This is a genomic window from Azospirillum canadense (assembly GCF_025961225.1).
Taxonomy (GTDB): domain Bacteria; phylum Pseudomonadota; class Alphaproteobacteria; order Azospirillales; family Azospirillaceae; genus Azospirillum; species Azospirillum canadense.
On sequence record NZ_JAOQNG010000005.1, the window covers coordinates 1 to 12,440 of the forward strand.

A 12,440-nucleotide genomic window follows, 5' to 3' on the forward strand; every position below is an offset into this window, starting at 1 on the left:
GCTGTGCTAAGAGGCGTGCGTCGTCATCCACTGCGGCATCGATCTCAGCCAGTTCTCCAAGCGTCAAGTAAATTTCCGCCCACAAGAGTGGATTTTCGGCTGGCTTCATCCGTCTTGTAGCCTCGAGTAGGCTAAACACAGCAGCATCACTCTGTCTCAAGAGCATTGCTCGAGCAGATTCGAGTAATAGGTCATTGAGGTCCGTTGTCGAGACGTAAACACGTGGCGACGGGAGCAAGCTCTTGATCTTAGCTGCGCCCGCTCGATGACAACTTGTAAGAAGGCCGTATTGTGCCCGAAGGTTAGCGAGCGTACTGCTGTTTCGCTCCTGTCGCGCTTCGTCGATTTTCTTTTCAAGCAGCGCCCACATATCCGCTTGATAGAGCTCCGGATACCGCGCGAGCATGTACTGCTGTTTCCACGTTGTATCCGCCATTAATAAAGCATTCACGAGATCTGTGGCCGAGTGTGTGGCCCTTCCGGCAACATTGGATAGTTCGGCTGGCAACAGCGGCCGTGCGATGATTGTCAACTCTTCAGCTAATTTATCGTCCCAATGCTCGGCGGCAGCTTGCTTGAGTCTGCACAATAGCGAAACCAATTGATTGTGGTCATCAAGGCTTGTTGTGCCTGGAGACGGTGAATACATTAAGCGCGGCGTGCGTCCACGCACGACGAGAAACGGCGCATTTACGCTGATCGAGTTTGCACAAGCTCCGCAACGAAAGGTGCAGAGACTATGATCCTGAACCGCTAAAAGGAGGTCCGGGCGGTGGTCGGCATCAACCACAATCCATAAAGCGGGCGCCCATTCCGTCCCACAAGCGGGGCACTGCTCGAAGGGCGGAGTGCTGACCGAGAGGTCGTAGGGCGCAATATGATTATTGGTCATCGGGACCCCAGTTGGCCAGTATGTCACGTGCCTTAATTACATCATAAGCGTAGGCTGTCACATCGCGCTCGAGAACTTCGTCGGTGCCAATGCCCAAAAGCTCTCTATCAGCCTGATCGTTGGGCAGCCACACTGCTGTATTACGGCCATGGCCGATCACCCGATTGCGTTCCGGCACTGGCTCAGTGACCAGCTCACGACAACGCAAATAAGTTGCCCTCACAATCAGCTCGGCTTCGGCGCGCAGGTAGTTGGGTTCAGCGCGAAGGAACGTCTGCGCTTCTTTGATCAGGGTTCGACATTTGGTCCACGCGCTTTGCCGCGCATCGTAGTCAGCCAATGGGTCATCTATCAGGCTCTGAGCAAAGTCTTCGGCTTCTCGGAGCTTTTCATCCCAGTCTGTGCCAATACCGAGATCGCGCGAGCGCACCGAAGTTTTCCGCACTTCAATAATAACGTACGACAGACCTGACACTGGTTGGTCATTAGCAAGTAGGCGGCCGTCCTTAACCTCAAATGCTGGCAAGGGTGATGGAATTGAATGTTCCGCATCTCGGGAACCTAATATCGCATAATATCCCGGCGCCAAGCCACCCGTCACTAAATTGAAGTCACCCGTAAATTGTAGAACAGGTTCCTGCTCTTCCGCCGGAATGAATGTTTGGATAATGTCATTGGCAAGCGCGCTAACTGTTTTAGCAACGGCTATACCGCCTGGCGCCAACGACAAAATCGCAGAAAAGCTTTCTTTATTAATTATGCTACCAAGTTGAGCGATGCGGTTTTCTTTGTCTACATGGAAATCAATCGTCAATGTGATCTGTGGCATTACCGCGGGAGTAAGAGCAACCAAGTTCACCGAAAGTCCCAACTGCTCATCCACATGCTGCTTAACCACACGCATTTGCTGTAACGAGCGCAACGCACGCTCGCCCAAAAGTGGATGATGAAGATTGGTCTGAGTCGACACGAGTACAGATCTCGCCTTGCTCCAAATCGACCCCAAAAAGGCAACTTGAGCCCCGCAGATGCGGATCGTGAAATAGTCGACACCGACGCGGATGGGTTCCGATGAATAGGAAGAAGGTATGAATATGGGGGTCGACGTCCCAATAGACACGTATGATTTTCTGTCGGTTTTCATCCCTCAATCCTCTCACAGATGTTTATACCGTCAGGTAAAGCAGATTTCCATTCGCCTTGGCTTAGGTCCCTTCACTCACTGGCCCGATTTTGGCCGCATCTGCGGCCAGGACCGGGGTCGCCGTCCTGAGCGGATCGCAATCCGCTTTATCAGCTATGCGCAGTGACAAACTGCCTGCCGTATGACTACAGCGAAGCTTGTTGCCCGAATGCGCGAGAAACACGCTGCCTCGGACTTCTGAGTGTGACTGCCCCACCCGTAGATGGTGATCCAATCCTCAGGAGTCTTCAACTGAAGAGATGTCAATCAGAGCCGGTTCCAAATGGTTTGGCTCTTGTCGGGAAGCGGGGTGGTGAGTAGCGGCGTGATGACGAGCGGCGGAGGGGGTTGAGGTGAGTATCGTTTTCGGTCCTGGCGCTCGCGATGCCGTCGCCCCTTCTGGTGAACCTGACATCCCTGCTCGATGACGCCAAGTGCTACGCGCTGGTGCGCCAGCATCGCTGGCCCGATGGTGTGCGCTGCCCGCACTGCGCCAGTGCGTCGGTGGCCCGCCACGGCTTCGACGATACCCACCGCGAGCGCCAGCGGTATCGCTGCAAGTCCTGTCAGGCCCGCTTCGACGACCTGACCGGCACGGTGCTGGCCGGCCACCACCAGCCGCTGCGCGTCTGGGTGCTGTGCCTGTATCTGATGGGCCTGAACCTGTCGAACCGGCAGATCGCCCAGGAACTGGACTTGGTGGCGAGCGACGTGCAGGCGATGACCGAGCAGTTGCGCGCCGGCTTTGCCGCCAAGGCGCCGCCCCCGCCGCTGAACGGCACGGTCGAGATCGACGAAGTCTACGTCGTCGCCGGGCACAAGGGCCAGCCGGCCGAAGTCGCCAAAAGGGGCGCTCGGGACGGCGCCGCCGGCTGAAGGGCGAGCGCGGGCGCGGCACGCTGGCCAAGGACAAGCCGCCCATCCTCGGCCTGATCCGACGCGGCGGCGATGTGGTGCTGCACATGCTGGCCAATGTCCAGCAGGCGACCATCCGGCCCATCATTCAGGCGTCCGTCGCCGCCGGCGCCCTGATCCACACCGACGAGTACGACATCTACGCCCGCGACGAGGATGGCGACGGCTTCTGCGAGGTCCACGTCAACACCATCGAAGGGCTCTGGTCGTTGCTGCGCTCCTGGCTGCGCCCGCATCGCGGCATTTCCCAGGGCAAGTTGCCCCTCTATCTCGCCTTCTTTCAGGTCGTCCACAACGCACGGCGACGGGGAAAGGCCCTACTCGGAACCCTCGTCGGTGCCATCGTCACATGATGCCACCACCCCGCTTCCCGACAAGAGCCTTGGCCTTTACAGGACGACGGCGCGCACTGGTTGAAGGCGACCTTTCACGCCGGCGAGCATCGAGGCCCTGCGCCGCATGGCCGCGGACCAGCGGGCGCTGCCGCCCAGCCAGTACCAGCAGCTGCTCGGCGAACTCGCCAGCCTACCGTAAGGTTAGGGGAGATGGCACGCATCTCGGTTCAGGTGGGGGACCGCTTTACCCAGGCGGCCGACTCGCCCAAGGTCTACGTCGTCACCGCCATGGTCGACAAGCCGGACCACCTTCCACACGCCCGTCTGCTCCTGGAGGAGGGCACGCCCAGCGACGAACTCCTCGTCAGCCTGGACTCTCTGGGCGACCGCAAGCCTTGGCGCCCGGTCCCGTGAGGTGCCTCCGCCGCACGCATTGACACCCCTCGAGGCAGCGCCCACACTCGACTCATGTGCGGACGCTTTGCCTTTCACTCGCCGGCCAGCCTCTTGGTCGATCGGTTCGCGGCCACGATCCACGGCGACGCCCCGGCGCCGCGGTACAACGCCGCGCCGATGCAGACCCTGCCGGTCGTCCGCTTCAATCCGGAGACCAAGGAACGGCGCCTCAGCCCGTTGCGGTGGGGACTGGTGCCGGTGTGGTCGAAGGACCCGTCGGGTGCTGCTAAGATGATCAACGCGCGCGCCGAGGGCGTGACGGAGCGGCCGGCGTACCGCTCCGCCTTCAAAAAGCGCCGCTGCCTGGTGCCGTTCGACGCATACTATGAGTGGCGCAAGGTCGATGGGGCGAAGATCCCGCACGCCATCGCCACCGACAGCAACGGGCCAGACGCCTTCGCCGGGCTCTGGGAAGGGTGGAAGGACCCGGCCAGCGGGGAGTGGCTGCACACCTTCACCATCATCACCACCGAAGCGAACGACGCGACCCGCGCCATCCATGACCGCATGCCGGTGATCCTGCCGCCGGACCACTGGAGCGCTTAGCTGGGGGAGGAGGAGGCCAGCCCCGACGCACTGCGGGCGATGCTGGTTCCGTATCCGAGCGCGCACATGCGGGTCTGGCAGGTGGGCAAGGACGTCGGCTCGGTCAAGAACGACCGGCCCGACCTGATCGACGCCGTCCAGAGCGGACCGGCGATCAACCCAGCCTGACGTTGCCGCGGCGCGCCCAGGCCGTTGCCGATGCGGTGTCACGCGCCCATTTTGCTGAGGACTCAGCTATTTCCCGAGGCAGCCCATGGCGCGACGGCGGATCGTCCGGCGCGACGAGGCGGCGGAGATCCTTGACGAGGCCCGCCGCATCCTGAAGGACAAGGACGCGGCCGCGCTCGCCGGCGAAGCCTCCCTGCGCACTTTGGAAGCGGCGCTGGCCGACGACTTCGACGAAAGCTATGCCGCGGAGCGGGTTGCCGATCTGCTCGCGGCCGATGTTTGGCGAACGCTCAAGAACCGTCTGACGCAGCGCCGCTCCCAGGGGCGGGCCGTCGAGGAGGGAACTGCCCCGGTCCATGTCCGACTCCCGGCCGACGTCGCTCAGGCCCTTACCGCCATCGCGCCGTCGCCCGTTGACGCCATCCGCCAGCTGCTGGAGGCAACGGTTCCAACGCCCGGCTCCGAAGCGTTCTGCCGGGGCCACCTGTGCATCCCCGAGGTGCCGCCGGCCCATCCGGAACGCTGGGCCTGTGCCACCTGCGGCCTGGTCGGGCGGGCGGATTGGCCGTTCAACCCGTACATGGCGGCGCGGCTGACCGGGGCCGCGGAGCGGGCCTCCGCGTTGCGCGACACCGCGGCCGACCTCTACGCCCGCTTTCCCGGCGGTGAGCGGTTCACCGTCACCTCCTGGGCGGCGGATCAGCGTGATCTCCCCCGCCGGGAGCGGCGTCAGGCCAAAGCCGAACGGGCGGCGGCGTTGACCAGCCTGGTCGAACAGGGATTGCTGGAAGAGGCGCCCGGTCCCCGCGGCGGGACGGGTTACCGCACCCTGGAGGAGCCGCCGGAATGGTTGATCGACCTGCTGGCGGACCGGCGCGCCGAGCGTGAGGCCGAAGACGCTGCCCGGCAGGCACGGGCCGCGGCCATCCGGCGGGCCATCGCCGAGGGGCTCCGCTACACCACCGAGTCCGGCACCGACGTTCGCATCCAGCAGACGGAGCATGGCCTGGAGCTGGTGTTCCCGGCGGCACCGGCCGTTGAGGTTCGCGAGGCGATGAAGCTGGACGGCGGCTGCCAATGGGATCCCGACCGCCGGCGCTGGCTTCGCTTGCGCCCGGTTGCTGGCATCGAACCGTGGCTGGCCACCGCGATTGAGGCCGGGGCGACCATCGTGCCGCGCCGGCCATAGCGTCCTGACGCTTTCGATTTCAGTCCAGTACCGACGCGTGGGCAGACTCACCTGGGCCGAAGCCTCAGATTACTTCAGTTTCCCGAGCTGGCCGGATGACGAAAAGGCTGGGGAACGGTTTGCTCAGTGGTGGCAGTACGCGACCGATCCGACACTCACGGACGCAGCGGTAATCCGGTCCCCCTCTCACGGCCTTTACGAATTCAATGTCAGTGGTGGGCTGGTTTTGGTGACTATGATGGCAGCGATCCTTGATGATCTCGCGCCGGCAGTCTCTTGAGGGCGCCCAATGCCTAATCGTCCAGAAAGGGCCGATCAAACGATAGGAATGCCAATGAACACCCCGACCGACAAGCAACGCGCCGAGACGCTCGCGAAGGCCATAGAGTTCGCCATCGAGAACGACAGTCGCCTCCCGGACCATGAGTTCGACGGCGGTATTGGCTGGCTGCGCGACTGGAACGAAGGCGATCCGGAGGCCATGCGCCTCCTGGAAAACGGCATCTCCTGATCTCCAGTCAACGCCGCCTGTCTTGATTGTGTGCTGTCGGTGGAACGAAGGTTTCGTTTCATCCTCCTTTCAGAATTTGCCGAAACAGCCACACAAGCGACTTCACGTCGCAAAACCACGAAATGCGAATAGCCAACAGTGACGGCCGCCGCTCCCGACAGCCTTCTTCGTTTCCACCTCAATCCCGCCGGCGCGTCAGGCTGCCCGCATCGTCACCCGCGGCGACAAGGCGACGATCGCCGCTCGGTGCGCGGCGTCTTGCCACGGCGCCGCGTCGTCCGGCCTTGCCACCGCCCGCCGGGCCGCGTCGACCACGACCAGGCCGCCCGCCGCCACGCCGCCTGGCGCACGCAGCGCGCCCCCAGCATGGCCACCGCCAGGCTGCCCACCTACGGGGCCATGAACCGTCGTGCCGCGTCCCAACGCCCGGTCTTTGGCGACCAGATCGGCGGTGACCTGCGCCGGCGGCAACGCCTCGGCGGCCACCGTCGCCTTGCGCACGACCACCGGCCCGTCCCCGCTTCCGGCATCGGCCGTCGCCACCGGCTCCGCGTGTTCCGTCCGCCGGCGATGGCGACGCGCGCCACTCCACCAACCGCTCCCGATGCGCCCAAGCCCAGCCAGGACACCCACCCCGGCCGCCCGCCGCCGCCCATGCACGATGCCCATCGCGGCCGCGACCAGCACGCCACAAGAAGCCATCCCGCCGACAAACGCTTCCATGGCCCCCATACCGCGCGCCTCCCGTATCCCGTCACCCGAACCACCCGCGCCGCGCACGTTATGGTCCTGGAGTGCACCGCCCGTCGTGTCGTCCCCCGGCCGCCCCGCATCCCCCGCACGCACCGTCGATGCCACGCCCTCACGCCCATTCTCCTCCCGCCCCGGCAGCGCCGCTGGCGCTGCCGACAGCGGGGCCGCGCCCGACACGGCGTTTGGAGGGGCCGCCGCGTCGTGCGGCGGCGTCCCCGCGGCCTCGGCTCCAGCCGTGTCCGGTCGAGGGGGGCCACCGCTGGCTGCCCCACGCTCCGCTCCCTCCGTCAGGGCCGGCGTTTCCGTCGCCGCCGCCGTGGCCGCAACGACCGAACGCCGGTCGCCGGTCGCGTCGCCAAGCGGCCGCGCGGCCGTTGGCCCGGCGGCCACAAGCGCGGCGTCGGCGTTGACCGCCTCGGGCTTCACCGCCGTCTTGTCCGCCACGGTCTTCGCCGCCTCAGGCTTGGTTAAGGCCTTTGCCGTGCCCCCCGTCACCGGGCCGGCCGCTGCGGCCCGCGTCGGCATTTCCCCCTGGGGTCCCGGCAGCGCTTCCACCGTCTCGACCCCGGGCTTCCGCCGCGGCACCGGCAACTCCCGTGGCTCCCCAGGCTCCATGGTGCCGACCGGAATCACTCGGACGCTCCCGCGTCCCGACGCCCGCCCCCCGGCCGTGGCTCCCGACGTCGGCGCCGCACCCGCGGTGCCCGCGGTCGCGGCCGCATCGGCGCTCACCGTCGCGGGTGCCTCCTCTCCCCTCCCCACCTCGTTCGTCACGACGATGCTGGGCCTGGTGAACTGGAAGATGGACGACGGCTTGGCCCCCTGCGCCTGGCGGAAGGTCAGGCCTCCCGCTTCGTTCGCGAGGACCGGACCGGCCGCCGCGCCGCCAACCACCGCCGCCAGCACCGCCGCCGACACCAGGCGCATCCGCGCCGCCGTCTCACTCGTCCTCATCATCGCTCCCATCATCCGGCTGTTGAACCCCGGCACCACCGGCGCCGCCGACCTGTTGCCCGCCAAGCGCGACTCCCGCCGTCGGCCCCCGCGCCAGCGCGTCCAGTCTCGCGCCCCCCACCCCTGCGAGCCCTCCCAGGGCGCCGCCGGGCGCACCCGCTTGCGACAGCCGATCCAGCAGCCCGCCGCCATACGGGTTGCCCGCGCCCCCAAGGCCGAGCGCCGCGACCACCCCGCTCCCACCCAGCCCACTCCTTTGCGGCAGCGGGATGCCACCGATCACGACACCACCAGCCGCTCCGACCGCCGGCAGCGCCCCCTCGTCGGCTTCATCCGCATCGCCCGCCTGAGCGCCGTCGCCCAGGCCCGTGAAATCATAGTTGGGGTCGTTGACCCACGGCGCCGACACCGTGCCATCGCGCCGCTCGACCCACGTGGAGAAGGGCACCTCCAGGCGGCAGACGTCCTTGCCGGCCAGGAGCAGGAAACGCACACCGGTCGCGGTCGTGCCCAGGCTTTCCGCGAAGTAGGACGCCATCACGACCAGTTCGCGTTCGACCCGCCGCGAGACCGACCGGCTGCGCGTCTCCGCGAAATTCGTGCTGACGTCCATCCGCTCCCAGTCCGACGATCCGATCCACTTCTCCGCCAGGTGGTCGGCCACTGACCCGGCTTCCGTGCGAAACACGAGCTTGGTCCGCGACATGGCCTCCAGCGTTTCCATCTCCGCCGCCGACCACGTCTCTTCCAGCTGCTTCGCCACCTGCGCCCCGGTCACCGGGCAGAAGCCCTTCGACCGGCCAACCTCGGCGAATTTGATGAAGCCGTCCCGCTTCTGCGCGATCTGCGGAAACTCGTCCATCAGCACCCAGATGCGCCGCCGCTTGTCCTCCTTGAACTCGGGCGACCCGACGAACTTCACCGCACGCCCGATCAGCGCCCGCATCCAGGCGTTGGACGCCTCTTCGACCATCATCGACTTCTGCAGGATCAACGACCGCACCGGCGCCGCCTCGTCCATGAACCAGTCCCGCAACGACAGATAGCGGTCCTTCGGGTAGTGCCCCCACCCGGCGGCCAAGGCTTCGACGAGCGGATAAAAGCCGGTGTCGATGTTCGCCAGATAGCTCGACGTCGTCCGCGTCGGCCCGGCCTTGCCGACGATCACGAACTTGGCCGCCGGCGGGTACCATTTAAGCAGGAACGCGCGCAGCGGCTTGGCTTCCAGCACAGCGACGTCCCGGATCTCCTTCCAGCCGAACCACGTCCCGTCCTGCTCGTGTTTCCGCTGCAGGCCGTACACGATGCCCGTCACGATCATCCGCGCGGCCTGTCCCCACACCGGCTCATCGGTCGCCTCGACCACCGCCGCGGCGAAGTCGCGGGCGGCCGGCATCCCGCGCACGTCCTTCGCGATGTCCCAGGCAACGCCGATCCAGGTCTCCACGCCGTTCACGACGCGCTTCCCGGTGTCGTGCGGCGCCATCACCATCACGGTGTCGCCCGGCCAGAGCTGGGTGTAGTCGCCCTTCACGTCCATGCAGATGACTTTGTCCGGGTAGGTCGGCAGCTTGGTCAGCGGCACCCCGGCCTTGACCTGCCGGTACGCGTGCTCGCTGCGCGCCAGAATCTGCTCGATCAAAAAGCGGAACCACTGCGTTTTGCCCGACCCCGGCGCGCCGACCACGAAGAAGCCCTCCGTCTCGCGCATCCGGTCCATCAGCACGCCCGGCGCCAGATACAGCCCCGGACCGCTGTGGCGCGACCGCACTCCCCGCGCGAACACGGCGTTTGCGGCCTTCGTCGCGTGTCCGCCCTCCCGCAGAATGCGCCCGCGATGATGCCGCATCCCGTGGCGATACCGCTCCTGATACGGCAGCGTGGCGAGCATGCTGGCGAAACCGGCCAGTGCCCCCGTCAGTCCGGCGAGCATCACCCGGTGCTTGACCGGCGTGACCAACCCATATTGCCCCAGAATCCGGGCCCACCGAAGCCACGCCTCATCGCCGTACGGCACCGCCGACGTGGTCCAGGCCCACCCCGCCCGCAACCCGTTCAGGGCGTCCAGCGTCGCCGACGCTCCGTTCGCCGCAATGCCCGTGGGCTGGAACACGCCAAAGCCAATGCCCGCCGCGACTCCCGCCATGGCGATTCCGGCCCCCGCGCCGGCCAGCAGCGGCACCGTCTTGCTCGTCTTCCAAGCGCCAACCCGAGCCATGCGACTCTCCTTCCTCCACCGCGCAACACCGGCCGACGCCGGCCAATGGCACGGTCCCGCCGCCCAAATTCTTTTTCCGTTCCTACCATGCCCCCGTCGATCCCGCCATCCTCTTTCAACCCATCCACCGCCGCGATTCCTTGCCCGCCGCCCGCGCTCCCGCCTACAGTGTCCCGTTCCCGTCGCCACGCGCGATGCCCCGCCATGCCCGACCAGCCGCTTCCCACCACCCTGTTCGACCATCTCCCCTCCGGCGCCCACCCTCTCCTTCTCTACGCCGCCGCGGCCGTCACCATCCTACTCGCCGTCGGCGCCATCCTTCTGGCCGCCCTCACCCTTACCGCCCTGGCCCGGCGACTGGCCCGCGCCCTGCACGCCCCAAGCGCCCCACCGCCCGGCCGTCCGCTCCTGGCCCCGTGGGAGCGCCGCGCCATGGCGGCGCTCCGCGGCCGGCTCCCCGCCGCGTGGTCCGTCCACCCGCACGTGAATCCGCTCGCCCTTCTGTCCGTAACTCCCTTGACCATCGCCACGGCCGCGCCGGCCACGGCGCACGCCACCGCCGGTGACGCCCGGACCGCCCCGCCGCTCCCGGTCGCCTTGCGGCTGGCCGCGACCCGCCCCATCCTCTTCACCGTCACGGGGCCGGACCACATCCCCTGCGCCATCGTGGTCGTGACCGCGGCCGAACCGACCCGCGCCAACCGACGCCAGGACGCTGCCCTCGCCGCGCTGTTCCGCCAGCACGGCATCGCCGTCCTCTTCCTGACTCCCGGCACCCGTCCCGATTGGCCCGCCCTCGCCACCGCCATCCTCGCCGCACCACCCCAGACGAACCCACCCGCCACGGCCCCGTCACCGTCCCGCGCCGCACTGACCAGGGCCGCGGGTCGCGCGACCGGTCCGGCGCTCCGCGTGCGTGCCCCGGGTCCGACCGCCACCCATCGCGCGCGCATCCGCGCCACCCTCTCCATCGTCGCCGCCCGCGTCCGAACCGTCGTCGGCCGCCGCCTGTTCCCGTGACGCCGCTCTCGCCCCTCCCTCTCACCCCGGATCGGACCATGCTCGACGCCTTCCTCGCCCCCCTGTCCCAAGCCGTGACAACGGCCGCCTCCCGGGCCGCCTATCTCCTCTCCACCGTGCCGCTCACGACGCTTCTCCTCATCCTCGCCACCGTCGTCGCCGTTGCTGTGGTCCTCGCCGCGCTGTCCCTCGGCCCGGTCATCACCTACAGCCCGAAACCGCTCCTCACCGGCTGGGAGCGCCGCAGCCTCGCCGCCATCCGCCGCGCCCTCCCGCCCGGCTGGTCTGTCGCTTGCCAGGTGCGCGCCGCCGACGCCGTCCACATCGCCACCCGCTCCACCAGCGCGCACTGGCGCGCCATCCGCCGTCTTGGCCTCCGCAGCCTGGATTTTGTCCTCCTCGATCACGACACCGTCGTGCGCGCCGTGATCGAACTCGACGACGCCTCGCACAGACGCCCGGACCGCCGCCGGCGGGATGCCGACATCGATCACGTCTTCCGTGCCGCCGGCATTCCCGTTGTGCACGTCCATCCCCACCCCGTCCCACACTGGCCAACCATCGTGGCCCGCCTGACCTCGGCCGCGCCCGACGCCGCCGGGTCGGCACCACGGACCACCCCCGCGCCAAGCGCGCGCGCCGTGGCGTCCCCCGCCGCCCCGCCACCGCCCCGGCGCGGCGCGGCGCGTCCCTGACCGCCCGCCCCGCCATCCATTTCCAACTTCCGGCCTCCTCTCCCCCGTGCTATACCCAGACGGCCAAAAATGGATGACCCGCCATGCGCCGCCTCGCTCCCGCCGCCCTGACGACCGCCGCTTCCCGCACCGCCGCCCTCCTGGCATCGGCCCTGCTGGCCGCCTGCATCACCACCGCGCCGCCGCCGTCGAACGAGCCGACGCTGGTCGAACTGCGCCTGAGCGAGAGCAGCCAGCGGATCGCCGCCGCCTGGGAACAGATCGCCCGCGCCCAAGCCGCCACCGCGCCCCGCGCGCCGGCGCCCATCGACCTGTCGCTCGTCCCCGACGAACTGCGCCGCCCGATCACGTGGCCCGCCTGGTCCGGCCCCATCGACGCCGCCGTCCGCGGTTTGGCCGCGCGCATCAACTACAGGGTCCTCGTCCACGGCGTGCCTCCCGCCACCATGCCGCTCGTCACCATCGACGCCAACGCCACGCCGGCCGTCCACGTCCTCGAATCCATCGGCCTCCAGCTCGGCGCGCACGGCACGGTCCGCCCCGACCCGAACGACCCGCCCACCATCCACCTCTACTTCAACCCGCCAAAATCCGGCGTTCTCTGA

13 protein-coding genes are annotated in these 12,440 nt (G+C 67.4%); 9 read left to right on the forward strand and 4 right to left on the reverse strand.

Annotated elements, in window-relative coordinates; genetic code table 11:
- A partial coding sequence (locus M2351_RS24625) for a CpXC domain-containing protein (RefSeq protein WP_264658709.1) occupies nucleotides 1–892 on the reverse strand: 892 nt, incomplete at its 3' end.
- The gene (locus tag M2351_RS24630) at nucleotides 882–2,036 is read right to left on the reverse strand and encodes a hypothetical protein (RefSeq protein WP_264658710.1); all 1,155 of its coding nucleotides are present in this window, start codon (nucleotides 2,034–2,036) and stop codon (nucleotides 882–884) included. The genes M2351_RS24625 and M2351_RS24630, both read right to left, overlap by 11 nt.
- A 423-nt stretch (nucleotides 2,037–2,459) precedes the next feature.
- On the opposite strand from M2351_RS24630, the gene M2351_RS24635 reads away from it, so the two are divergent.
- From M2351_RS24635 to M2351_RS24660, 6 genes are all read left to right on the forward strand, one after another.
- Nucleotides 2,460–2,951: a transposase gene (locus M2351_RS24635; RefSeq protein ID WP_264658711.1), complete on the forward strand. Its 492-nt coding sequence runs from the start codon at nucleotides 2,460–2,462 to the stop codon at nucleotides 2,949–2,951.
- Nucleotides 2,952–2,995: 44 nt separating this feature from the next.
- A complete protein-coding gene (locus M2351_RS24640; RefSeq protein WP_264659100.1) occupies nucleotides 2,996–3,343 on the forward strand; it encodes a transposase in 348 nt (115 codons plus the stop codon).
- Between the two features lie 192 nt (nucleotides 3,344–3,535).
- Nucleotides 3,536–3,739 carry a hypothetical protein gene (locus M2351_RS24645; RefSeq protein ID WP_264658712.1) on the forward strand — a complete coding sequence of 68 codons (204 nt, stop codon included), beginning with the start codon at nucleotides 3,536–3,538 and terminating at the stop codon, nucleotides 3,737–3,739.
- A 54-nt stretch (nucleotides 3,740–3,793) separates the two neighbouring features.
- A complete protein-coding gene (locus M2351_RS24650) occupies nucleotides 3,794–4,327 on the forward strand; it encodes an SOS response-associated peptidase (protein WP_264658713.1) in 534 nt (177 codons plus the stop codon).
- A gap of 253 nt (nucleotides 4,328–4,580) precedes the next feature.
- The gene (locus M2351_RS24655; protein WP_264658714.1) at nucleotides 4,581–5,684 is read left to right on the forward strand and encodes a hypothetical protein; all 1,104 of its coding nucleotides are present in this window, start codon (nucleotides 4,581–4,583) and stop codon (nucleotides 5,682–5,684) included.
- Nucleotides 5,685–6,018: 334 nt separating this feature from the next.
- The gene (locus M2351_RS24660; protein ID WP_264658715.1) at nucleotides 6,019–6,195 is read left to right on the forward strand and encodes a hypothetical protein; all 177 of its coding nucleotides are present in this window, start codon (nucleotides 6,019–6,021) and stop codon (nucleotides 6,193–6,195) included.
- 195 nt (nucleotides 6,196–6,390) lie between these two features.
- Here the strand turns inward: M2351_RS24660 and M2351_RS24665 are convergent, their stop codons facing one another.
- On the reverse strand, nucleotides 6,391–7,905 hold the full coding sequence (locus M2351_RS24665; protein WP_264658716.1) for a hypothetical protein: 1,515 nt from the start codon (nucleotides 7,903–7,905) through the stop codon (nucleotides 6,391–6,393).
- On the reverse strand, nucleotides 7,889–10,120 hold the full coding sequence (locus tag M2351_RS24670; protein WP_264658717.1) for a type IV secretion system DNA-binding domain-containing protein: 2,232 nt from the start codon (nucleotides 10,118–10,120) through the stop codon (nucleotides 7,889–7,891). The genes M2351_RS24665 and M2351_RS24670 overlap by 17 nt, the downstream gene beginning before the upstream one ends.
- Nucleotides 10,121–10,324: 204 nt before the next feature.
- On the opposite strand from M2351_RS24670, the gene M2351_RS24675 reads away from it, so the two are divergent.
- The 3 genes from M2351_RS24675 to M2351_RS24685 all read left to right on the forward strand — a co-directional run bounded on the left by M2351_RS24675 (nucleotide 10,325) and on the right by M2351_RS24685 (nucleotide 12,440).
- Entirely contained in the window at nucleotides 10,325–11,140 is an 816-nt protein-coding gene (locus M2351_RS24675) for a hypothetical protein (protein WP_264658718.1), read from the forward strand.
- A gap of 38 nt (nucleotides 11,141–11,178) precedes the next feature.
- Nucleotides 11,179–11,835, forward strand: a complete 657-nt coding sequence (locus tag M2351_RS24680; protein ID WP_264658719.1) for a DUF2726 domain-containing protein — start codon at nucleotides 11,179–11,181, stop codon at nucleotides 11,833–11,835.
- An 83-nt stretch (nucleotides 11,836–11,918) separates the two neighbouring features.
- Nucleotides 11,919–12,440 (forward strand): DotD/TraH family lipoprotein, encoded by a 522-nt coding sequence (locus tag M2351_RS24685; RefSeq protein ID WP_264658720.1) that lies wholly within the window; start codon nucleotides 11,919–11,921, stop codon nucleotides 12,438–12,440.